The organism is Psychrobacter sp. 1176_08 (assembly GCF_052850615.1).
Genome location: NZ_VXCU01000006.1, coordinates 175,951 through 199,074, shown reverse-complemented (window position 1 = coordinate 199,074; position 23,124 = coordinate 175,951). Strand labels below are relative to the sequence as shown.

The window sequence follows — 23,124 nt, the reverse complement described above, 5'->3', positions numbered from 1 at the left end:
TTTAGTAAAACCAATAAACCAAGGTAAACAGTGGCACACCAATCAGTAGACTATCAATCCTATCAAGAATACCGCCATGTCCTGCCAGTAACGTACCAATATCTTTGATCCCATGTTGACGCTTGAAGGCTGACTCTAGCAAATCCCCTGCAATGCCACTCACAACTAGCCCATAAGCAATAATAAAGCATAACCAGCCATCAAATGGCGTCAACCAAATCCCAAATATCGTAGCAAGTACGGCAGCAGCGAATCCACCAAATAGGGCACCTTCAATACTTTTGTTAGGGCTAATGGTGGGTGCAAGATTACGTTTAAATAGCTTGTTCTTGAGCCATTTGCCACATAAATATTGAGCAATATCGTTAAATTGACTCGAAAATAACACAAATAATACTACGCCATACTCGCTACGTTGCCATGCCACGTGTTGAAGAACAATGAGACTGATGGTCAAACTAATAGTAGCAAGTACTAGAGCGATATCAATACCATTTATTGTTGGAGTAAGCGGAGATGAGTGAGGAATAGCATTAAGGAATGCAGGTTTGTGATCAGTTGGTGTAGAAGGATGTAATCCACGCTGTTGTAGCTTATAAATCAAATGTGCTTTGCTGCTTGGTCGCCACAAACGAATGATTTCGTATAAGGCGCGTGAACCCACTAATAAAAAAAAGACCGTCAATAGCCATGCATAAGGATGCTGATTATTGAGGTCTATTTTTGCAATCACATAGCAGCTGCATAATGTGGCTAGCATCCACCACCATGAGCGGGCGATAAAATAAATTTTAGGTAAGCGGAGGCGGATGCCTGGATAGGCCAGTGCACCCCAAACTGTGCTTACGGTTAACATCAGACCAACCACAAACCAAGTATCAGCAGTCATCGTCCATCGTCTTAGTCATACATTACGAATAAAAGGTAAAAGTGAGTCCAGCATATTATACTCAGTATAAATAGGGTACCTGCTGCTAAATTGAGAAAGTATAGTTTGTTGCATCTGATTCACTCTTTTACCCTATATTTGCTGGTCAAAGCAGGTGCATTATCCTGTGGCAGTTGTTTTAGCTGCTACAACAGAGGTATTTATAGGCAATGTACCATGATATCTGCTTGGCTTATCAAGGCTGTGACTATCCAACTCAACGATTGGATAAACGACACTGGTTCGCGGTTCGCTGTCTGTGTCAGGATAGTCTAGGCGCGCGTGACCACCACGACTTTCACAGCGTTGATACGCCGCGTGAATAATAAGAGAGGCTAAAGATAGTTGCTGCTTTAACTGAAAAGATGCCAAAGAATGGAGTATAGCAGATTCATCAACACAATTTGATAAATTTAAGTCGGTCCCACTAGTGCTATAACTCTCGGTTCCATCTTTTAAAAGGATAAAAGCTTTTTCATCAGACAGTGCATCCAATGCTTGTTGCCACTGCTGTACTTGCAGGAGCGCTTGCTCTAACTTATCAGCATGACGCACGATACCCATATTATTGGTCATCAGCAGTTTTAATGCGGCGGTTATTTTGACAGCATCAACGTCAAAATGTGTATTGTCTTTTATATCACTATGAACATATAAATGAGAGCTAGAAGGTGACAAGGCAACAGCCTGAGTCTCTTTAAGACGTGGTAGCGTCCAAGCCGTACATACCGCTTGCGCTGAATGAATCTTATATAAAGGGCGGTTTGGTTTGGTAATGGCCTTCAAATACTGGGGCACATGTGTAGCAATGTACCGACCAACGACCACGCACTCTAATAATGAGTTACTTGCCAAACGATTGGCGCCATGCAATCCGGTATAGGCAACTTCACCAGCCGCATAAAGTCCTACTACATCGGTCAAACCGTCCGCAGACGTCACCACGCCGCCGCAGCTATAATGGGCAATCGGCGCTACGGGAATAGGCTCAGCAGTCATATCAATGCCGAGTGTCTGCAATGTTTGGTAAATCTGCGGAAAATGCGCCTTTAAGAATGCCGCTGGCAAATGGCTGACATCAAGATGTACGTAACCCAGACCATTACTATCAATTTGCTCGGCAATGGCACGGGCAACGATATCGCGTGGTGCGAGCTCAGCGCGCACGTCGATATCCAGCATAAAGCGCGTACCGGTCTGCGGACAATACAACCGTCCACCTTCACCGCGTAATGCCTCTGATATCAAAAAGTGACTATCGCCAAGCACCAAACCTGTCGGATGAAATTGAACAAACTCTAGATTGGCTAAGCGGCAACCTGCTTGCCATGCCATCATCACCCCATCACCAACACAAACGTTGGGCGCACTGGCGCGTTTAAACAGTTGCCCTAAGCCGCCACTGGCCAATACGACAGCACTACTATGAAAGGTAAATTGGCGCTGATTGATATGATCAAAAACATGTGCACCGTGACAGTGATTAATGGCTGCGTTATCCAGATTACTGCTGAATGGTGCTGTCAACAATTCCAACGCTTCATGATAGTGAAGGATAGTAATATTACTCGCCGCCTGCGCTTTGAGAAGTAATGCTTCCATCATATGCCGACCAGTCGCATCGTCCGCATGGGCGACTCGGCGACAACCATGCCCGCCTTCTTTGGTTAAGTGTAAGTCGCTGGTACGCAGAGTGGCGATGGTTTTTTGCTGAGTATCTGAATGAGATATTTGGGTAAAAGGCACGCCTTGTTGGCACAGCCATTCAACCGCTTGTTTTCCAGCGCTTAAGATGCGGGCGGTATTATTAAACTCACATAATCCTGCGCCAGCAACCAACGTATCAGAGATATGGTCGGCAACAGTATCCTCTTTGTCTAAGCTTGCAGCGATACCGCCTTGCGCATAGTGACTCGAGCAAACCTCAAGTGCAGCTTTGCTCAGCACCGTGACCGAAAGCGATGTTGGCAAAGACAAAGCCGTGCTCAAACCCGCCAGTCCTGCACCAATGATCAACACATCCGTTTGTCTCACACCATCTTCGCTATGCGCATCATCAATGGCGCTGCCTAGGTTGATAGCATCGCTCATGCTAAGCGGCCCCTACATTGGCAAACAAGGCGCGGTCTTTGACAAGATCGCCGCTGGCTGCCACACGCTGTTTTTGTGACTCAGCAAAATCAAGCATGCGTTGCAAAGGTTTTCTAGCCGCGGCGGCCAACTCAGGCGTCATTAGTACCTCACCACTCTGATTGGTTAAGCATTGCTCGATACCTTTTAAGCCATTCATTGCCATCCATGGACAAAAAGCACAGCTTTTGCAACTGGCGCTTTCACCAGCGGTGGGCGCGGCCAAAAAGCGCTTGGTTGGTGAGCGTTTTTGCATCTCATGCAAGATACCCAAATCGGTGGCAACAATAAACGTATCGGCGTCCATCTCATATGTCGATTGCAGCAGCTTACTGGTTGAGCCAACCACATCGGCGAGCGCCACGACGCTATTAGGAGATTCAGGATGTACCAATACTTTTGCCTCTGGATAGGCTTCTTTTAACTGTATCAGCTCAGTGGCTTTAAACTCGTTGTGTACCAAGCATGAGCCTTGCCACAGCAGCATATCTGCACCAGTCTCACGCGCGATATATTTACCCAAGTGACGATCAGGCCCCCAAATGATGGACTCGCCTTTTGCGTGCAGATGGCGAACGATATCGATACCAACGGAGGAGGTCACCACCCAGTCTGCCCGCGCTTTTACGGCAGCGCTGGTATTGGCATAAACCACCACGGTACGCTCAGGATGAGCATCGCAAAATGCAGCAAACGCATCGGCAGGGCAGCCCAAATCAAGCGAACACTCCGCCTCCAAATCTGGCATGAGGACGGTTTTTTCCATGCTTAGTATTTTTGCTGATTCACCCATGAAGCGCACGCCCGCAACCACCAAGGTTTGCGCGCTATGTGCTTGACCAAAGCGCGCCATTTCAAGCGAGTCTCCGACACAGCCACCTGTTGCCAATGCTAAATCTTGGATAAAGGGATCGACATAATAATGGGCGACCAGTACCGCATTTTTATCCTTTAACAACTGCTTGATGTTTGCTTCGATCGCGATGCGCTCTGCACGTGGCAGATCCTTTGGGATTTTGGCTCGGGCATAGTCGATATTCATTTGAGTAGCAATGCGAGCATCAGTGCTCATTATTGGCGCATCGTATGGGTAGATTTTCATAATGACAACCTTTTATGGGGTAACGACAATTGGTGTGCCGCTAAAATGGATCAATCAAGTACTGCTGACAAAACATTATTTAATTATGCTCATTTTGAGTATAAATACAAGTGCTTTTTAGATGTCGCTGATTAAAGGATGCGATTTACATAAACTGCGTTTTTGTACTTGAGTGATAAGAACTTGAGTGATAAAGCGTCGAGATGATAGGAAAAAGGCTTTGGTTTTTTAGAGAGATTCGCGTGTAATGGGAAAGAGGGTAGATAAATGGTGCTGTAAATTGTGTAATTTGAACCAACTATCCTCTGCTGATTATCGTTTTTGACATTACTTTCGATACTGTTTTCGACATTGTTTTTGACTTTTTATCGTTACAACCGCAGTCTATGATAATGCGACATTCACGCTATACTAAGCCATACTATCAGCCATTCGTTTTATTACCTTTTGACTCTAAAAATAAAGGATGACCTTTAACGTTATGACATTGTCTTACTCGCACGCCCATCAACAAGGTAGTGGCACAACCGAAGTAGTCGCAGTACTTGTGGCCATCACAGACCATACCGCTCGCGTATTAACGGTCGATCAAGGGAAATTATTACCCAATGGACCACTCATGCCGTTGCACCGCTCTTTACAAGCAGGCGTTCGTCAATGGGTCGAAGAGCAAACACAGCAGCCACTTGGATATTTAGAGCAGTTATATACCTTTGTCGATACCAATAGGCGCAACATCGATGGTCACGCATTGGTTTATGTGAGTTATCTAGGATTGGTGCAAGAGACGCAAGCGCAGCTACAAAGCCAAGCGTCATGGCAAGATTGGTACGACTATTTTCCTTGGGAGAATCACTTGGATGGTATGCCAAGTATGATTGTAGAATTTATCGTGCCTGCATTATTAGATTGGGCGAATACCGCAGAGGATGACGTCGGTCAACAACGCCGAATACAACGCATTGGCTTGTGCTGGGGCGTAAGTCAGCCAGTTTTTGCAGATGATGACGCTCACAATATAGAGTTGGTAAGTGAGTCAGATAAAAAGCCTGAATACGAGAGTAAAGAATGGGTAGCTGAGCATGTGTTGCTGCGTTATGAAATGCTTTATGAAGCGGGGCTGATACCTGAAGCGCCTACTTATCCGCCCACTTATCAGACAAAAATACTGCCTGAACAATGGTCACAGCTGATAGGTGTGCCGATGTACTATGATCATCGCCGTGTGATTGCCACTGCTATCTCAAGGCTGCGTGCAAAAATCGAATATCGACCCCTTATCTTTGGCTTAATGCCTGAGGTGTTTACGTTGTCGCAGTTACAGCAAAGCGTAGAAGCATTATCAGGCGTGCGTTTGCACAAACAAAATTTTCGTCGCCTGCTCGATGCACAGCACCTCGTAACAGAGACAGGAGACAGTAGTAGCGCTCAACGAGGTCGCCCTGCAAAGCTTTATCGCTTTCGTCATGATATTGAACTACAAAGCTTATTGATGGATAGCAAATTACCCAAGCGTAAATAAGAAGCCATTTTTGCAGTCGATGATGTCCACTTGGTTAAGCACGAAAACAGGTACTTGGCTTGCGAGAGTGTTCACTTTACGCTATATTTATGCTCATTTTGAGTTTAATTAAATCAAGCTCATATTATTAGTGTACGCATATAAGGGTTAAAGATGACAGTCAAAAAAGAGCCAGCATTGGATGAAGTATTGCTTAAACCCTTGGTTGAAGCTGCCTTAATTGAAGATTTGGGTAGACGCGGCGATGTGACGTCGCAAGCCACCATCCCAGTTGACCTGCAAGCGCAACTAGAAATTAAGACGCGGCAAGCAGGCGTGATATGTGGTATGGATTTGGCGCGTTTGTCGTTTGCTTTGGTCGATCAGCAGATTGAATTTAGCGCTTACGTCAACGACGGTGAATCGGTGGCTGCTGGTACAGTTTTGGCAACCGTTCGGGGCAATGCTCGTCATCTGCTGACGGCCGAGCGCACCGCACTCAATTTTATGACGCATTTGAGTGGTATTGCGTCAGCGACAAAAACAATCGTCGATAGTGTCGCTGCCTATCCTGCGCAAATTACCTGCACGCGCAAGACCATTCCAGGTTTGCGTGTGGTACAAAAATATGCCGTACGCTGCGGCGGCGGGCGCAATCATCGCTTGGGATTAGATGATGCCATCTTGATTAAAGACAATCATATTGCCATAGCAGGTGACATCAAGACAGCCATCCGCCACGCCCAAGAGTTTGCAGGTCACCTGATTCCAATCGAAGTGGAAGTTGATACATTAGAGCAGCTAGAGAAAGCATTAGAGGCTGGCGTGAGCTTGGTCTTATTAGACAATATGTCGCCTGACGTCCTATCGCAAGCAGTGGTCATGTGTCAGGGCCGCGCCAAAACAGAAGCGTCAGGCGGGATTACTCCTACCACCGTACAAGCAGTGGCAAAGACAGGCGTTGATTTTATTGCGATGGGGTACCTCACACACAGTACTACCGCCTTAGATATTGGTTTGGACTTTAGTGTGTAGTTTGATTTGTTAAGGTTTGATAATATTGCTTGATAGCTTAGTTGCTCATTCCTTAGCGCCTGAATAAAGCATTTGATAAAAGTCTGATATTGGTGATATAAAAAAATCGACAAAGTTAATGATTTTATTGGCTTATCTGCCTATGTTACAATGCCATTTTTCGATGCGTATTGGGTCATCTTTGCACTCGCACGATGACCTTACTTTTTGTACAAGTTATCTCAATAGACAAGCGAGCGCTCAGTGAATACTGAAATTATCAAGATAATCTTAGCCTTTATGGTATTGATTAATCCATTTAGCGCTCTGACGTTATTTTTGGATTTGACCCGTGATTATTCGATGAATAACCGGCGCAAAGTGGCGCGCGTTGCTTGTGTGACGATTTTTATTACCATTAGCTTTTTTACGTTAGCGGGCGAAGGGCTACTAAAAATACTGGGTATCTCGATAGGCTCGTTCCAGCTGGCAGGCGGAATATTGGTCTTTTTGATTGCGCTGAACATGATGAATGGTGAGGGTAACCCGGTTAAGCCTGATCAAGAAAATTTTGATGTCGATCATGTACAGGACGCGCCGCCAACGATGGCTTCTGCCGTCGTTCCGCTTGCGATTCCGATGATGATTGGACCCGGTGGTATCTCAACCGTTATTATCTATTCGTCACAAGTCTCGGGCGTGTTGCAAGTCTCTGCTATATTGATCGCTGGATTGTTCATCAGCTTGTTTTGTTATTTGGCATTGATGGCAGCCGGTCGTATCAGCCGTTTATTGGGCGATACGGGGCTAAACATTATGAGCCGAATTATGGGTATGTTACTGGCGGCCGTTTCTGTCGAAATCATCGTCAATGCATTGCGTACATTGTTTCCAAGCATGATGTAATAAGGGTTTTAATATAACAGCCGTTTTGTGAGCAAGCGCTTAGCATAGACTCTAAATCATATACGTGTGCTAAGTGCTTGCTACTGCTCTATATAAATGACTTGTTTGACTTAGTCTTGACTAAACTCTCTAAAATCTGCCTTACGAATTTTTGCATGGATGCCTTTTGTTTTATCGACCACCTGTGATACTTCAAAGTCAGTGGCGGCACTCAAATAAGCATACGCCAATGCTTCATCAATACCATACTCTCTATTCAAAAAACCAATGGCTTCACGAGTCGATTTTTTCATGGCTTCGTCTAAGTCTTCATCCAACCCCGGCGTCATCCAAAACTCAGCATTTTCGCCCAAAGGTTGTGACATCGACTGACCAGGGATTTTGTCTTTACCTGCTTTTAACAATGTGAACTTAAAGGTTGCACGCGCTGATGCTTCGAGCGCGGTCAGAGCGACTTCACCATCTCCCTGAGCAAAATGACTGTCACCTGTGTAGAAGAGTGCGCCTGGTACTTGTACAGGATAATAGACCGTTGAGCCATCACCCAAGTCATTGATGTCCATATTGCCGCCATGTTTTGCTGGTGGTACAGAGTGTACAGGCTCTGAGGTGTTTGAGGCCACGCCCATCAATCCCATAAATGGATTGAGTGGAAAGCGGATAGAGGGACCAGACTCGGTTTTGATGACGCCTTCATAATTGCCGTTGGCGTTTTTTTCTATCGGCGTAAAGACGGAGACATTACCGAAGCGTTCAGGATGAGCGGTCGAGGCATTTTTTTGCTGCGGTGTTTTTGGAAACTCTCCCACCAAGGTGCCTTTGCCATGACGATTAGAGATAACACCATAAGGCACACGAGGCTCAATTTTGATCACTTCTACTTTTAAAATATCGCCTGGCATGGCGCCGCGTATTTCAAGTGGTCCTGTCACAATATGCGGGCCATCTTTATGAAAATCATGTTCTAAGTCAGAACCAGTAATCTTTTTTGCTTCATCCAAGACGTAATCTGCTGAGACACCTTTTGATTGAAAGTATTTTTCTGCATCGCGTCCTTGATCTTCAAGTAAGCCTTCATGAGACACCGTATCAAACGTCACTGTACTTCCAGATGGCACACTTAACACAGGTTTGGCATCTCTATTTGGCAAATAACCCCAGCTGATGGTTTGTAAGGTAGACGGCACGTAGTAGTTGCCTTTATATGGTCCTTCTTTTAGTTGAGTGGGTTTATTTGTGATTTCCTTTAGAACCTGAAAGTCTTGTGCATGAGCTAGGGATAGAGTGAGCGTGCTTAAAACAAATAGTGACAAAGCCGTTTTTTTCAACATAGAGCATATCCTTAGTTTTTAAGAGCAATGGTTTTTAAGAGCGATAACTTTTTAACTGCGCTTTGATTAAGGCAAGTTCTATACCATTGTAAAAAAACACTCATTCAGCCATAAAATCTATGTTCAAACGTTCGGATACGTTCTAATTTGGTGCTATTAAACCATTTAAGAGCGATTTTGGTGCAGTGCGTCACGATATCTCAGTAGTACTAACTGCGATATAAGTGCCAAGCAAGATAGAGCATCAATATACCGACCAAGGCATCAAGGATGTTCCAAGCTTTTGGTTTGGCAAACAGCGGTCTCAGCAGGCGCGCGCCATAACCCAACGCAAAAAAGAAAAAGAAGGACGCCGTGATGGCACCCGCTGCAAACACCAGCTTGCTGCTAGCGCCTGTTGAAACCATGCCAACGAGCACCAATGTATCTAGGTAGACGTGTGGATTTAGCCAAGTAAAGCCAAAGCATAATAATAAGGCTTTTTTAAGACTGGTGACTACTTGTCCCTCAACGGTCATCGCATGTGACACTCGCATGCTGGCATACAAGCTTTGTAAACCGTAGCATAGTAAGAACAGGACGCCAGCTATCTTTGCAATATTGACCACTTGAGGGTAACGTGCGGTGACTGCGCCAAAACCACCCACGCCTGCTGATATTAAAAGCGCATCACTCACCGCGCAAAAAAGGCAGACAAAAAATATGTGCTCACGTTTAAGCCCTTGTTTGAGTACAAAGGCGTTTTGTGAACCAATGGCAATAATGAGCGATAGCCCAAGAAAGAAACCAGAAAAATAATCATGGGCATTCATAGTAGTAGGCTTATTGTTTTTAGAGTAATAACGTTGACAGTTTGCTTACTGGCAGCGCCAAAAAAAGCTGTTAAGATACGCTATTGAATCTACGTATGCAATACAAGCACAATGAATGAGAGGCGAAGTGGGTCATGGTGGTAAGTTTGGCAAGAATGCTACAGTCGTTTGGACAAGCGCAGAATGACTTGCCAACGCTAGCGGCTGAAAATGCTCAAAGAGCGAGTATCAATCAGGACGCTGAAGTTAAAGAGGCTGGAGTGACTGAAGAAAGTAATCAAGTAGATCAGCAACCCTCCACGCTGACTCCACCTGAACGGGCGGATCGTATCTGTGATGCTTTAGCACAAGTCACTGATATTCGAACACCCACGCCTTTGACGGATCGTTATTTGTCCAATCGCGCTCAAATGCGCCCCACAAATAGACCTCCTTTTGACCCAGATACGTTATGGTATCTAAGATATGGACGCTGTCCGATTATGACTGAACTGATTGATGTGGTTGATGAGGCCACCTTAAATGCTATGCCGATTGAAGCGGTTGCCATATTAGATCGAATCAATGGTAAATTAAAGCGCTATCGTGAGTGGAGCAGTGAGCTCAACGAACAGCAACAGCAGCAGCACAATGAGCGCCAGTTTGTCATCGATAAGCTGGTGTCAGAGAGTATTCCTGAAGCGTTACATCATTATGAACAGCTACAGCGCTTTAGTCCGCATCGCACCAAGAATAGTACGGTTCAAGGTAAAATGACAGCAGGGGACATGCTGACCGATTTGTTTTTAGAAATTGACTATGAGCTTGATGAGTTATTAGATGAGTTGCATCAAACCGTGATGAACCGTCTGGCATCGACCCATCGTTATGTCAAAAGTCGCACCCAAAGCTAGTTTATATAAGACCAATTCCATAAGGACGCTATGATGACCCAAATGACAGCGATGTTCGTGATGTTTGTTTTATACGGGCTGTTACCAGCAGCTGGGTTATATTTGGGGTATCGCGGTATCAAAAAATTCACAGCGCCCAAAATGCTCGAATACACTGCCATGCCACAATTGGGCTATATTCCCGAAAAAAGCTTGCCAGTTGAAATCAAAACAGCACTTGACCAAATCAACCAAAAAGGCAAAAAGCTGCGTCTGATTTATGGTGATACCAATAATGATGGAAAGATTGATGACAAGGATACTGTCAACGAAACTTATATCATGATTCAGAACCTGATGGACACACATATACCACAAGCAGTGGCTGACTATCGCCGCTTGCATGACTTAGATGTGGCGGATGGCGCGCTTGCTAATACAACAAAAATTAAGCACTCTAACGTCACTGGCAAAGAAGCATTATTAGATATACTAAAGACAATCAATACTCAGTTCGACGATTTATTAAACGCCTCTTATCATCAAGATGGACAAAAACTGCTGGTCGCCAATAGATATCTACAAAGTCGCTTTGATGACCCAACAACCACGGTAGAAGCGCCTTCTCTGAGCAACATTAGTAATCCTAATACAGTCCCTAATATGGATAAAAATAATGACCCTAATGAGCTAAATCCTCAAGAAGAAAACCTTCAAGAAGCAAGTACTCAAGAAAAAAGTAATCAGCGGTAAACCGATCAGCCAAAGAAAAGTATATGCGAAATAACAGTTGATGACATGTATGAGTGAAAAACAAATAGCGAGTGTATATGAGTATCATAATAGGCATTGGCGTTGTGACGACGATTACTACCTTATATTTGGGAAAAAAGTGCTGGCACGCATTTCATAAAGCAGTTGGCATTTCTCCAGGCGTACTCACGTATCAAGATTACCAGGCGCCATTGTCTCTAACTACCCTAAACTGGCAGCAGCTAAATCTGAATAAAAAACATTTGGAGAGTCTATCAGAGCAGCAGTTGCGTCAACTACAGAGCATTGACGAAAAAGTACATCACTACCAAGCATACCAACAAGAGTTACAAGGGCTGCATAAAACACCTACGGTCAATGAGTCTCAATTTGTGCTGCACAAGATGTTGCATACTCGATTGCCAGAAGTGTTGGCCAGTTACTACCAGCTCACACATATGCATAAGAATGCAAAAACTGTGAATGGTGACAAAAAAGCGGAGGCAGGTGAGTTACTACAAAAGGTATTAGACAATATTGAACAACGTCTGGATACGTTATTAGAGCAAATGGAGATGCGGCATTTGCAGGATTTACGAGTCATGAATCAGTATCTCGATAGCCATGATAATTGAGTAGTTAAAGTTATTGAATGGGTATAAGAGTTAAACAATCTTAAGACTTCAATAGTCATAATACTTGAGCTGACGGTATGTCTATAAAGACCCAAGAACACCACATAAAAAAGCTGCCCATGACTCATCATCATGGGCAGCTTTTTTGAATTTACCTTAACGCTTTAACAGATTTAAAGCAGATACAGATTAACGTTTGTCATTACGGTCACGAGTATTGCGTGAACCGCGGCTGGCAGGGCTTGCGCTGCTCTTAGATTTTGCATTGCTGCTCTCGCCACGGCTGTCTGTACGACGTGCTTTTAGTGGCTTGTTGCGGATACGCTCTTGCTTCTCTTTTGCCGCACCATGTAGGCCCGTGCCATAACGTGGGCGTAAGCTGACTAGGTCTGTCAATGTATTGATGTCTTTTTTGTCCAGCTCTAAAAAACGACCTGTACGCAGCTCTTTTGGTAAGGCAATTGTACCGTAACGCGTACGCAATAGACGACTCACTTTAAGGCCTTGCGACTCAAATAGACGACGCACTTCACGGTTACGTCCTTCTTTTAGCTTAACGTGATACCATTTATTGACGCCTTCACCACCGCCTTCTTTGATGTCTTCAAACTGTGCCATGCCGTCTTCTAGCATTACACCAGCCGTCAAGTTTCGAGCAATGTCAGGTGTCACTTCGCCCAATACACGTACAGCGTATTCACGTGTCACTTCGCTTGATGGATGCATCAAACGATGCGCCATTTCGCCATCGTTAGTGAACAGGAGCAGACCAGTGGAGTTGATATCCAAACGTCCAACCATTACCCAGCGATCATGAGTCAATTTTGGCAAGCGCTCAAATACCGTTGGACGACCTTCTGGGTCCTTAGCTGAACAAACTTCACCTTCAGGCTTATAGTATGCCAACACGCGGCGACGCTTCTCGTTTTCAGCGGTGTATTTGATCTGGCGACCATCAACGCGAATTTCATCGCCTTGTGTGACGCGATCACCAATCGTTGCTGGGCCGTTATTGACAGAAACGCGACCCGCTTTGATCACCTCTTCCATCTGACGACGCGAACCTAGACCCATACGGGCGAGGGCTTTCTGTAATTTTTCATCTTTCATAGTGATGTCCTTGAGTCGGTGGGTTTACATTTCTCAATGTATAAAATTTTAGCAAAGTAATTTGCAGCCGCTATTCTACGCTATTTATGCGCTTTAAAGGTATTTTCCAATAAAAAATATTGAATAAAAAAAGATAGTAACACAAATTTTTTTTGCTAAAAAATGTCTTGAGAAAATTATTTAGATAGAAATTATTTTCGCCAAGTAAATGATTTATATGCTAACCACAATAATAAAGTTGTCATTACATATTAATGTAATGAATTCAAATCTTACTTATAGTTGTCATCAAAATAAACTATTATCAAGTAATAAAAGTTTAACAAGAGCATATTCATGTTATTATGCGTTATAAATTTTTATAAAAAATGTAATAGCTCGATATTATAAAATAAAAAATAATGCGTTGTAGAGGGTTATTTATGCAGCATCATGCACTTAGACGGCTAGGCGTAACGTGTATATTACTTGTGAGTGCATTATCAGGATGTATGAGTCTCAATTCAGGATTACAGTCTGGTAATTTGCCACCTAGTGGTACTTTTGTCGCGGAAAATGGTCTTCAGTTTAATGTTCAGCCATTGAGCTTAACAACGCTACCGCCTAAACAAGTGGTGACTCCTAACAGCGACTTGGCAGAACTAGTACAAAGCTCTGGTCAAGCAAACTATCGAATTACTGAAGGTGATATTCTAAGTATTTCAATGATAGGTTACCCAGATATAACGCCCTCTGCAGTCAGTAGCAATAGTAATCCTTATGTCTCAGGTTTTCCAGTTGATCAACAAGGTTTTGTTCAATTTCCTCTCATAGGGCGTATTAAAGCCAGTGGCCTAAGCGTGCCCAAGTTTACCGCCAACTTACAAAGCAGTTTGAAACGCTACCTCAAATATCCAGACCCGCAAGTCAAAATTGTCAATTATCGTGGCAATAAATTTTTTATTGATGGTGAAGTAAAGCAACCGGGTGAATTCCCCATTGCTGATATTCCTGTATCGTTATACGGTGCAATTTCTATGGCAGGCGGGGCAAGGCCTACAGGAGATTCAAATAGTATCGTACTGGACCGTCAGGGGAAGAGTTACTCTATCGGTCTACAATCGTTACGGGAAATGGGTACATCGGCTAATCAAATCTATCTACGAGACGGTGACTCGATTCATATCAATAGTCAAGATCGCAATAAGATATATGTCTTGGGTGAGTTTGGGCGTGTAGAGCCTGTTCCTATTTTAGAACAGGGCATCAGTCTAGCGCAGGTATTGGGTGAGTCTAGAGGTCTCAACGCCAATACAGCCAATGCTGCCAAGATTTATGTGGTGCGTGATAATCTCAAAACGAGAGTTACTAATATTTATTATATCGATATGCAGACTATTACCAGCTTTCCCCTTGCCAATCGTTTTGAGATGCAAGCCAACGATATTGTCTATGTTGATCCAACTGGCTTGACCCGTTGGAATCGTGTAGTTAGTGCTCTATTACCTTCTACTTCTACCATTAGAAGTCTTTCTGGCTTATAGCACACACGGGCACAGGTATTTTTGAGATGGCGTTTGATAATATTTTGGTCGTTTGTGTGGGTAATATTTGTCGCAGCCCTATAGCAGCTGCGCTACTAAAAAATCAGTATCCTCAAAAAAATATTGATTCAGCAGGTCTTTCAGCAATGACTGGTCATCCAGTAGAGCCAAAATCACAACAAGTCATGGCTCCCTACAATATAGATATGTCTGATCATGTGGCCAAGCAGATAAACGAAAATCTAGTTACGATCGCAGATCTTATATTTACAATGTCAGACAGTCAAACCAAGTGGATTGAAGCACGTTGGCCACATTGCCGTGGCAAAACTTTTCGGATAGGTCATTGGGTCAATAAAGACATTGCTGATCCTTATCAGCATGATATAAATGTGTTTGAAGCAGCATGTAAAGATATTGTTAACAGTCTTGAGCAATGGGCTAACAAACTTAGTTAAGCCGCAATTATTAAATGACTATCCTTGAGTGATGACCCTATTATTATGAATACAGATTCAAAAAATGCATCAAGCGCTGCCTCTAAAGATGATAATGACGAAATTGATCTAATGGCGTTGCTATTTGCCATTTTACGTGGCTGGAAAATCATTGTCTTCTTTGCTGTAGTGGGTTTGATTATAGGGGTCTTGTATAGTAGATATGTCAATCCTACTTATAAATCTGATGCGCTTATTCAAGTTGAAGAAAAGTCTCAGGGCATCGCAGCGCTTGGTAGTGATATATCTGAGCTTATTGGATCTGAAGTTAGTAAGGCTCAAACAGAAGCAGAGCTCATTCGTTCGCGTATGATATTAGAGCCAGTTGTTAATACATTACATCTACGCATTCGGCTATCTGATCCTAATATTGGCGCGCTTGATAGAATAAAAAGCAGTAGTATCGATACTCAGGTAAATATACCTGAAGGTGTGTCACTGAGTACTAAAGATGGTGAAGTACAAATCAGTCAGTTCAACGTTTCACAAAACTATTTGAATCGTTCATTTATCTTAGCACGCTCTCCAACAGGGTTCGTGTTAAGCAATGGTTTTGACGAATTTAAGGGTCAAATTGGTAAAGCGCATCAATTTAGAGGGACGGATGGTGAGATTCAGGTCACCGTCAATGATCTTCCGGTTGATGGATACCCAGTTAATATCATCAAACAATCCCTTCAAACAACAACTGACCAAATAAATAGCGCGCTATCAGTCGTTGAAAAAGGTAAGCAAACGGGTATTATCCAACTGTCTATGACTGGATCAAATCAGCGGCAGACCAGCTTAATATTGAAACAAATCGTCTTATCCTATATTAACCAAAATCAATCTCGTGGATCTGAAGAGACGACTAAAACCATTAGCTTTATGGAAACGCAGATTCCAACATTAAAGAAAAGGCTAGAAGACTCTGAAACAATATTCAATGAGTTCCGTAAAAAATACGGCACCATCGATGTCAGTAAAGAAGCTGAACTTTTGTTAGGTGAAAACTCGCAAATCGATTTACAGCTTAATGAGCTTAAATTAAAAAAAGCAGATCTCACTACCTACTATACCGAAGAGCATCCATTGGTTGTACAGATCAATGAGCAACTTGCTGTACTTAATAGTAGAAAACAAGAGATAGATAATACAATTGCTGGTCTACCAGAGATACAAAGAGAGTTTTTAAAGCTATCAGCTGATACTGAGATTAATAGAGAAATCTATTTGACGCTGCTCAAGAATTATGAACAATTAAAAATCGTTAAGGCTGGTCAAATTGGGTACGCTCGTATCATTGATCTACCTATTAGTACCTTTAGAGCGATTGCGCCAAAGAAACTCCAAATTATGATATTGGCTATGCTTTTAGGAACAATGCTTGGCATAGCATTAGTATTACTCAAAAACCTGCTGAAAAACGTGGTCAAAGATCCGGAGCGCTTGGAAACCAAAACAGGCATACCGGTGGTTGCGACCATTCCGCGCTCACTTTTACTATCAAGATTAAATAAAAATAAAAAAAGTCCGCATCGTATGCTCGCTCATGTAGATCATGATAGCTTGAGTTATGAGGCAATCAAAAGTCTCAGAACCAACTTGGTATTCAGTTTGGCAACCAAAAGCTTAACCAAGCAATCTGGCAAAATCATCTTAGTAACTGGTGAGAGCCTAGGCGTTGGTAAATCTTTTATCACAGCTAACCTTTCAGAAGTATTCGCTCAACTCAATAAAAAGGTACTGGTCATAGATGGTGATATGCGTATGGGTGAGATGCATAAAATGTTCAATATCAGTCAAGATAATGGCCTAGCGGATTATTTGTCACAGGATAACAGTCGATTGGTCCCAGTCGATAGTGTCCAAAAAGATAATGAGCTCTTTAATCTAGGTATTTCCGATTTTATCCATCCTACGGCTATGGATCATATTGATTTTATACCGCGCGGCAAGCATCCGCACAACCCTGCATCACTACTGATGAATGATAATTTTGGTCAGCTAATAGCAGTGCTAAAGTCTCAGTACGATTATATCATTATCGACTCACCGCCAGTACTGGCGGCCTCAGATGCTATGGTGTTAGGTCATTATGCAGACAAAGTGCTAATGGTAACGAGATACGATGACTCAATAGAAGGGCAGTTGGTTTATGCTATCAAGCAGATGAATAAATCAAATGTACAAGTAGATGGCATTATTCTTAATGACGTACGGCAAGGTTTGATGAGTAAATACAGCTATCACTATAGTTATGCTTATGGGAATAAGTCTTAAGCAATCGTGAATTTTTAGAATTCTTCTCTCATGCATCTCTTTTGAATCGTTGGTGGTTATGTTTTCAAAATCAGTAACTAAAAATGCCTGTCCGCCGTTAAATCATAAAAATACGTGGCCCTCATACATCGCTGAGTATCTTTTATCACTACCGCGTGGTGTCAAGCGCACAGTTATGTTCAGTGCAGACTTTGCGATGTCATGTGTTTGCTTGTTTTTAGCGTTGTCCTTACGCTATGGCAATATCGCTCATCATATTAGCCCTGCCATATTATTCTTTTATGCCGCTATTCCTATCATTGGCTTGTATACCATTGGCTTCTATAAAGGGGTGGTTAGAGGTTTTCTTGATAACGTCATGGGCACTGTAGCCCAGTTATTTTTTGTCCTTATCATCATTTTTGAAATCATTATTTATCTAAACCCCTTGGAGAGTATACCGCGCTCTGTTCCAATCATCTTTTTGTTTCTGTATTTTATTTGGTTATGGAATAGCAGGCTGATTATTCGTGAGCTTTTGATGCGACGGTGGGGTCAGCATCGGTCGCACCTTAGGAATGAGGGTAGTTGTGATAATATCGTGATCTATGGCGCAGGTGAGGCCGGCAGGAACCTATTAAAAGGTCTAAGAAACTCGCACAATTACAATGTAGTGGCGTATGTTGATGATGATCGACAGCTCATAGGAGGGTATTTACTCGATAAAAAGATTTATGCTGCTCATGAACTTGAGTTTGTTATAAGAAAATATGACGTCGCGCAAGTCTTTTTAGCGTTACCTTCCGTCAACCATACGCAAAAAAGAAGAATTATAGAGAAGCTATCTGGTATTTCTATCAAGATTCAAGACTTACCGAGTCTTAAAGAGCTTGCTGATGGCAAAGTGACTGTTAGTAGTATGCGTAAAGTTGATATTTTAGACGTGCTGGATCGTCAAACAGTCGAACCGAACATGCATCTGCTGCAAAAAAATATTAGTGGTAAATGTGTGCTGGTCACGGGTGCAGGCGGCTCTATCGGTAGTGAATTATGTCGACAAGTAATCAAAAACCAACCAAAGTGCCTTGTGCTCTATGAGTCGTCCGAATATGCACTTTATAGTATCCATCAAGAACTCATAGCGTTGCAATCAAAGCATAACAGTTATCAGACTATTGACATCATCGCGGTGATTGGCAACGTCACCAATGAAGACAATCTATATAGAATACTGACACAACATCAAATAAAGACAGTGTATCATGCTGCCGCCTATAAGCATGTGCCTTTGGTAGAGCATAACCCTTTTGAGGGAGTCATTAATAACACCAAAGGCACGTATCACTGTGCGCGCGCTGCCATTGAAGCGAACGTTGAGACCTTTGTTCTTATTTCCACAGATAAGGCAGTGAGGCCGACCAATGTCATGGGCGCAACTAAGCGCTTGGCAGAGCTGGTCTGTCAAGGATTAAGCAAAACAAGCAATAGCACCTGCATTAGCATGGTACGTTTTGGTAATGTGCTTGGGTCTTCAGGCTCTGTCATACCTGTATTTACCAAACAAATCGAAGAAGGTAAATCTATAACAGTCACTCATCCTGATGTGACGCGTTACTTTATGACCATTCCTGAAGCGTCAAACTTGGTGATACAAGCAGGAGCAATGGCGACTGGTGGTGAGGTATTTGTCCTCGACATGGGTGAGCCGGTAAAAATCGTCGACTTGGCTCGTAGAATGATTCATCTCAGTGGTCATGAAACAAAAACCGCTGAAAACCCTGATGGAGATATAGAAATTGTCTTTACAGGACTACGTCCAGGAGAGAAGCTCTATGAAGAGCTGATCATCGGTGATGATAATGTAGAGGCGACTGACCATCCTTTGATTATGCAGGCGATGGAACATAGCTTTCCATTAAATGATATCGAAAACATTTTATTTGAGCTTACCGAAAAACAAAAACAGCATGATGTGAATTGGCTAAAAGCGCAGTTTAGGCAGTTTGTAGATGGTTATCAAGAAAGTTCCGAATCTGTATAGCGCTTAGAAGACGTATTAAAAATTAAGTTTGAAAACAAAATTCAGGCACATTACTAAAGGAATATTATGTTAGATATCAACAATATTAAAATTGCAGTAATTGGACTGGGTTATGTGGGTTTGCCATTGGCCGTTGAGTTTGGCAAGCAGCATACGGTAGTTGGTTTCGATACCAATGTTGATCGTATCACAGCATTGAATGCTGGTACTGATCACACTTTAGAAGTGAATGACAAAGAGCTGGCACAAGCAATACATTTAAGCTATAGCTCGGATATTGAATCATTAAAAGACTGCAATTTCTTTATTGTGACTGTACCCACACCTATCGATGCTTATAAACAGCCAGATCTCACGCCACTGATTAGCGCTTCAAAAGCGATTGGTAGTTTGCTGAAACAAAACGACATCGTGGTCTACGAGTCAACGGTATATCCAGGGGCAACAGAAGAGGTGTGTATTCCTATATTGGAAGAAACCTCTGGACTGACGTTTAACAAAGATTTTTATGCGGGTTATAGTCCAGAGCGCATCAATCCAGGTGATAAAGAGCACCGAGTCACCAACATCTTAAAAGTGACGTCAGGCTCTACGCCAGAGGCCGCCGACTTCGTAGACGCAGTTTATAACCTAATCATTACCGCTGGTACTCATAAGGCATCAAGTATTAAAGTAGCAGAAGCGGCTAAAGTTATTGAGAATACCCAAAGAGATGTCAATATTGCGCTTATCAATGAGCTAGCAGTTATCTTCAATAAAATGAACATAGATACTGAGGCCGTATTAGAAGCGGCAGGCACGAAGTGGAACTTTTTACCGTTTCGGCCTGGACTAGTAGGCGGTCACTGTATCGGTGTCGATCCTTATTATTTGACGCACAAAGCTCAAGCGATCGGCTATAACCCAGAGATCATACTCGCTGGTCGTCGTTTGAACGATAGTATGGGTGAGTATGTGGTCACGCAACTGGTCAAGAATATGATTAAAAAGCGCATCCAAGTTGAGGGTGCTAGAGTTTTAATATTGGGATTGAGCTTTAAAGAAAACTGTCCTGATGTACGTAATACTAAAGTCATCGATATCGTCCATGAGCTACAAGAATACAATATCGACGTCGATGTCTATGATCCTTGGGTAGCTGCTAAAGACGCTGAGCGAGAGTACGATATCACACCTATCTCTCAACCCACTTCAAATCAATATGACGCTATTATTTTAGCGGTCGCTCATAGCGAGTTCGTCGACATGGGAGTAGATCATATTAGACGTTTGGGTAAAGACAAGCATGTACTCTATGATTTAAAGTACGTCTTTGATAAAGAAGCCACTGATATTCGGTTATAAAATTTTTAAGAAATAAGGAAAAACTCATGACAGTGACAGCTTACCAAACAGTCAAAGATATGTTAGTTCAATCGCCTAAAACATGGCTCATCACTGGGGTCGCAGGGTTTATAGGTTCAAATCTGCTTGAGACTTTGCTACTCCTTGATCAAAAAGTAGTCGGTTTAGATAACTTCGCCACTGGTTTTCAACACAATTTAGATGAAGTGCAGGGATTGGTAAGCGACGCTCAGTGGCAAAATTTCACCTTTATAGAAGGTGATATCCGCAAACTAGAAGACTGCCAAGCAGCATGTGTAGGCATAGATTATGTCTTGCATCAAGCAGCATTAGGTTCAGTACCACGCTCTATCGCCAACCCTATTAATACCAATGACACTAATATCTCAGGCTTCTTAAACATGCTAGTGGCGGCTCGTGATGCTAAGGTAACTAGCTTCACTTATGCGGCTAGCAGCTCAACTTACGGTGATCATCCTGCCTTGCCAAAAGTTGAAGCCAATATTGGTAATCCCTTATCGCCCTACGCGGTCACTAAGTATGTTAATGAGCTATATGCTGATGTATTTGCTCGTACTTATGGCTTCAATACTATCGGTCTACGCTACTTCAATATCTTTGGTAAACGCCAAACACCTGATGGGGCTTATGCGGCAGTAATACCCAAGTGGACAGCAGCTATGATCGCAGGTGATGATGTATATATAAATGGCGATGGTGATACCAGCCGTGACTTTAACTTCATTGAAAATGCCGTACAGGCCAATATCTTAGCAGCCACTGCTAACGAAGAATCTAAAAATCAAATCTATAATGTCGCTGTAGGTGGGCGTACGACTCTGAATACTTTGTTTGCTGCATTAAAAGATAATTTGGCAGTTAACGGAGTGGATTATACTCAGGACGCTGTATATAGAGATTTTCGAGAAGGGGATGTGCGTCATAGTCAGGCAGATATTAGTAAAATACAGAGCGCTTTAGGCTATGCGCCTCAGTTTGAAATTATTCAAGGTATTGAGAAAGCGATGCCTTGGTATATTATAGTACTAAGTAAAAATGATAAATAAATGAAAAAAAACATAATGTTTGCTTTGTTAGCTAATATAGTTAATGCAGGTATTGCATGGCTAATGTTATTATTTTTGATTAGATTTGGGAATAACGAAGATATTGGTGTTTATAGCCTTGCACAAGCCCTTGCATTACCGATTCATTTATTCTTCACATTAAAGCTCAGAACTGTTCAGCTATCAGATGTGGATCAGGTACATAGTAATTCAGATTATTTTAATTCAAGAGTTATACTGGCTTTAATAAGTCTCTTAGCTACTATTATATTTGCTGTTATTATGTATAAAGGTGAGCATGATTATATAATTTCTGTTTCCGTTTTAGGGATTGGTTACTCAGCTATGTTGGTCAGAGAGTACTTTATATCTGTATATCAGATTAAAGAAAAAAATGAATATTTCTTTTATTCTAACATAATATTGGGATTAACTACTTTTCTGTCTTTCGTTGTTACTTACTTATCCTCTAAGGAGATTGTTTTAGCTATTGCCGCATTCTCCATCACTAGAGTATTTTGTTTATTAGTTGATTTAGTACTATTAAAAAAGTTTTTTCTAGATAATGTCATTTCCTATTTCAAAATATTTGATAAAAAACAGATATTTTCGTTATTCAAAATAGGCTTGCCGTTAGGTATAACTGCAGCCTTATCTTCTTTATTTACAACTATACCCAGAATAAAGTTGGAAGATATATCAGGTCTAGTGATATTAGGGGTATTCACAACGCTGATGTCTTTGATTGCATTTTTTAATTTATTTATGGGGTCATTTAGTCAAGCTCTGATTCCTAGACTTTCTTATCTTTATCGTTACTCTAGAAATAATTTAATAAAAGAAATATTTATATGGTTAGCTATATTAATTTTAGGACTAATGCTCTGTATTGTAATTACTTATTATAACTCTGCTTTGATATTAACTCTAGTATTTGGTAAGAAGTATGCTCAATATACAAATGAGTTTTTCCTTGCTATAGTCTCTGGATGTTTTCTATGTCTGTTTTATTACTCAAATATGATGTTAAATATACAAAGAAGTTTTAAGTCGCAAGTATATATATACACTATATGTGCAGTAGTATGTTTTGTGGTGTCTGCTTTATTAATACCAAGTATGCAGCTCAAAGGTGCTATCTATGTCTCAATAATTTGCTCGTTAGTAGGCATATTGATTTCAATGTGTGTTTTCCTAGCTAATCTGCGTAGGTTATAGTTCATCCTAAATAAAAAAATTATACTACTAGATATCTTGTGTAAGTCGTCGCTACCTTTTGAAACTCTTTTTGTCAAAGTAAATGAAATGATAGTT

General features: G+C 42.1%; 19 protein-coding genes. 13 read left to right on the top strand and 6 right to left on the bottom strand.

Annotated features, from left to right (window positions below):
- Position 1: 1 nt before the first annotated feature.
- From FW759_RS09640 to nadA, 3 genes are all read right to left on the bottom strand, one after another.
- Entirely contained in the window at positions 2 to 889 is an 888-nt protein-coding gene (locus FW759_RS09640) for a phosphatidate cytidylyltransferase (RefSeq protein WP_446442848.1), read from the bottom strand.
- Positions 890 to 1,048: 159 nt separating this feature from the next.
- Positions 1,049 to 3,019 carry an L-aspartate oxidase gene (gene nadB, locus FW759_RS09635; RefSeq protein ID WP_446442847.1) on the bottom strand — a complete coding sequence of 657 codons (1,971 nt, stop codon included), beginning with the start codon at positions 3,017 to 3,019 and terminating at the stop codon, positions 1,049 to 1,051.
- Position 3,020: 1 nt separating this feature from the next.
- Positions 3,021 to 4,160 carry a quinolinate synthase NadA gene (gene nadA / locus FW759_RS09630; protein ID WP_446442846.1) on the bottom strand — a complete coding sequence of 380 codons (1,140 nt, stop codon included), beginning with the start codon at positions 4,158 to 4,160 and terminating at the stop codon, positions 3,021 to 3,023.
- A gap of 481 nt (positions 4,161 to 4,641) precedes the next feature.
- Here nadA and FW759_RS09625 point away from each other — a divergent pair, with 481 nt between their 5' ends.
- The 3 genes from FW759_RS09625 to FW759_RS09615 all read left to right on the top strand — a co-directional run bounded on the left by FW759_RS09625 (position 4,642) and on the right by FW759_RS09615 (position 7,581).
- A complete protein-coding gene (locus FW759_RS09625; RefSeq protein ID WP_443508725.1) occupies positions 4,642 to 5,682 on the top strand; it encodes an NUDIX hydrolase in 1,041 nt (346 codons plus the stop codon).
- 153 nt (positions 5,683 to 5,835) lie between these two features.
- On the top strand, positions 5,836 to 6,696 hold the full coding sequence (gene nadC / locus FW759_RS09620) for a carboxylating nicotinate-nucleotide diphosphorylase (RefSeq protein WP_446442845.1): 861 nt from the start codon (positions 5,836 to 5,838) through the stop codon (positions 6,694 to 6,696).
- Between the two features lie 243 nt (positions 6,697 to 6,939).
- Positions 6,940 to 7,581, top strand: a complete 642-nt coding sequence (locus FW759_RS09615) for a MarC family protein (RefSeq protein WP_446442844.1) — start codon at positions 6,940 to 6,942, stop codon at positions 7,579 to 7,581.
- A 110-nt stretch (positions 7,582 to 7,691) separates the two neighbouring features.
- Here the strand turns inward: FW759_RS09615 and FW759_RS09610 are convergent, their stop codons facing one another.
- Positions 7,692 to 8,912, bottom strand: coding sequence for an acetamidase/formamidase family protein (locus FW759_RS09610; protein ID WP_446442843.1), 1,221 nt, complete (start codon positions 8,910 to 8,912; stop codon positions 7,692 to 7,694).
- Between the two features lie 209 nt (positions 8,913 to 9,121).
- Entirely contained in the window at positions 9,122 to 9,724 is a 603-nt protein-coding gene (locus tag FW759_RS09605) for a LysE/ArgO family amino acid transporter (protein WP_446442842.1), read from the bottom strand.
- Positions 9,725 to 9,858: 134 nt separating this feature from the next.
- Here FW759_RS09605 and FW759_RS09600 point away from each other — a divergent pair, with 134 nt between their 5' ends.
- The 3 genes from FW759_RS09600 (at position 9,859) to FW759_RS09590 (ending at position 11,984) form a co-directional block, all read left to right on the top strand.
- A complete protein-coding gene (locus tag FW759_RS09600; RefSeq protein ID WP_443570867.1) occupies positions 9,859 to 10,617 on the top strand; it encodes a hypothetical protein in 759 nt (252 codons plus the stop codon).
- 33 nt (positions 10,618 to 10,650) lie between these two features.
- Entirely contained in the window at positions 10,651 to 11,349 is a 699-nt protein-coding gene (locus tag FW759_RS09595; RefSeq protein ID WP_446442841.1) for a hypothetical protein, read from the top strand.
- Between the two features lie 77 nt (positions 11,350 to 11,426).
- Positions 11,427 to 11,984, top strand: a complete 558-nt coding sequence (locus FW759_RS09590; RefSeq protein WP_446442840.1) for a hypothetical protein — start codon at positions 11,427 to 11,429, stop codon at positions 11,982 to 11,984.
- A gap of 189 nt (positions 11,985 to 12,173) precedes the next feature.
- Here FW759_RS09590 and rluB read toward each other — a convergent pair whose 3' ends face one another.
- Complete coding sequence (gene rluB / locus FW759_RS09585) at positions 12,174 to 13,094, bottom strand: 23S rRNA pseudouridine(2605) synthase RluB (RefSeq protein WP_446442839.1); 921 nt, start codon at positions 13,092 to 13,094, stop codon at positions 12,174 to 12,176.
- Between the two features lie 491 nt (positions 13,095 to 13,585).
- On the opposite strand from rluB, the gene FW759_RS09580 reads away from it, so the two are divergent.
- From FW759_RS09580 to FW759_RS09550, 7 genes are all read left to right on the top strand, one after another.
- Positions 13,586 to 14,617, top strand: coding sequence for a polysaccharide biosynthesis/export family protein (locus tag FW759_RS09580; protein ID WP_446442838.1), 1,032 nt, complete (start codon positions 13,586 to 13,588; stop codon positions 14,615 to 14,617).
- 26 nt (positions 14,618 to 14,643) lie between these two features.
- Positions 14,644 to 15,075, top strand: coding sequence for a low molecular weight protein-tyrosine-phosphatase (locus FW759_RS09575; protein ID WP_062844041.1), 432 nt, complete (start codon positions 14,644 to 14,646; stop codon positions 15,073 to 15,075).
- Between the two features lie 45 nt (positions 15,076 to 15,120).
- The gene (locus tag FW759_RS09570; RefSeq protein ID WP_446442837.1) at positions 15,121 to 17,379 is read left to right on the top strand and encodes a polysaccharide biosynthesis tyrosine autokinase; all 2,259 of its coding nucleotides are present in this window, start codon (positions 15,121 to 15,123) and stop codon (positions 17,377 to 17,379) included.
- 175 nt (positions 17,380 to 17,554) lie between these two features.
- Positions 17,555 to 19,399, top strand: a complete 1,845-nt coding sequence (locus FW759_RS09565; protein ID WP_446442836.1) for a polysaccharide biosynthesis protein — start codon at positions 17,555 to 17,557, stop codon at positions 19,397 to 19,399.
- Between the two features lie 66 nt (positions 19,400 to 19,465).
- A complete protein-coding gene (gene tviB / locus FW759_RS09560; RefSeq protein ID WP_446442835.1) occupies positions 19,466 to 20,743 on the top strand; it encodes a Vi polysaccharide biosynthesis UDP-N-acetylglucosamine C-6 dehydrogenase TviB in 1,278 nt (425 codons plus the stop codon).
- A gap of 32 nt (positions 20,744 to 20,775) precedes the next feature.
- The gene (locus tag FW759_RS09555; RefSeq protein WP_446442887.1) at positions 20,776 to 21,810 is read left to right on the top strand and encodes an NAD-dependent epimerase/dehydratase family protein; all 1,035 of its coding nucleotides are present in this window, start codon (positions 20,776 to 20,778) and stop codon (positions 21,808 to 21,810) included.
- Positions 21,811 to 23,028, top strand: a complete 1,218-nt coding sequence (locus FW759_RS09550) for an oligosaccharide flippase family protein (protein ID WP_446442834.1) — start codon at positions 21,811 to 21,813, stop codon at positions 23,026 to 23,028.
- The last annotated feature ends 96 nt before the right edge of the window (positions 23,029 to 23,124 follow it).

Excerpts from the sequence above, each read along its gene's own strand:
- FW759_RS09595 (WP_446442841.1), top strand. The coding sequence starts at position 10,651 with ATGACCCAAATGACAGCGATGTTCGTGATGTTTGTTTTATACGGGCTG.
- FW759_RS09550 (WP_446442834.1), top strand. The coding sequence starts at position 21,811 with ATGAAAAAAAACATAATGTTTGCTTTGTTAGCTAATATAGTTAATGCA.
- tviB (WP_446442835.1), top strand. The coding sequence starts at position 19,466 with ATGTTAGATATCAACAATATTAAAATTGCAGTAATTGGACTGGGTTAT.
- nadB (WP_446442847.1), bottom strand. The coding sequence starts at position 3,019 with ATGAGCGATGCTATCAACCTAGGCAGCGCCATTGATGATGCGCATAGC.
- FW759_RS09580 (WP_446442838.1), top strand. The coding sequence starts at position 13,586 with ATGAGTCTCAATTCAGGATTACAGTCTGGTAATTTGCCACCTAGTGGT.
- FW759_RS09600 (WP_443570867.1), top strand. The coding sequence starts at position 9,859 with ATGGTGGTAAGTTTGGCAAGAATGCTACAGTCGTTTGGACAAGCGCAG.
- FW759_RS09625 (WP_443508725.1), top strand. The coding sequence starts at position 4,642 with ATGACATTGTCTTACTCGCACGCCCATCAACAAGGTAGTGGCACAACC.
- FW759_RS09570 (WP_446442837.1), top strand. The coding sequence starts at position 15,121 with ATGAATACAGATTCAAAAAATGCATCAAGCGCTGCCTCTAAAGATGAT.
- rluB (WP_446442839.1), bottom strand. The coding sequence starts at position 13,094 with ATGAAAGATGAAAAATTACAGAAAGCCCTCGCCCGTATGGGTCTAGGT.
- nadA (WP_446442846.1), bottom strand. The coding sequence starts at position 4,160 with ATGAAAATCTACCCATACGATGCGCCAATAATGAGCACTGATGCTCGC.
- FW759_RS09575 (WP_062844041.1), top strand. The coding sequence starts at position 14,644 with ATGGCGTTTGATAATATTTTGGTCGTTTGTGTGGGTAATATTTGTCGC.
- FW759_RS09590 (WP_446442840.1), top strand. The coding sequence starts at position 11,427 with ATGAGTATCATAATAGGCATTGGCGTTGTGACGACGATTACTACCTTA.
- FW759_RS09565 (WP_446442836.1), top strand. The coding sequence starts at position 17,555 with ATGTTCAGTGCAGACTTTGCGATGTCATGTGTTTGCTTGTTTTTAGCG.
- FW759_RS09605 (WP_446442842.1), bottom strand. The coding sequence starts at position 9,724 with ATGAATGCCCATGATTATTTTTCTGGTTTCTTTCTTGGGCTATCGCTC.
- FW759_RS09640 (WP_446442848.1), bottom strand. The coding sequence starts at position 889 with ATGACTGCTGATACTTGGTTTGTGGTTGGTCTGATGTTAACCGTAAGC.
- FW759_RS09610 (WP_446442843.1), bottom strand. The coding sequence starts at position 8,912 with ATGTTGAAAAAAACGGCTTTGTCACTATTTGTTTTAAGCACGCTCACT.
- nadC (WP_446442845.1), top strand. The coding sequence starts at position 5,836 with ATGACAGTCAAAAAAGAGCCAGCATTGGATGAAGTATTGCTTAAACCC.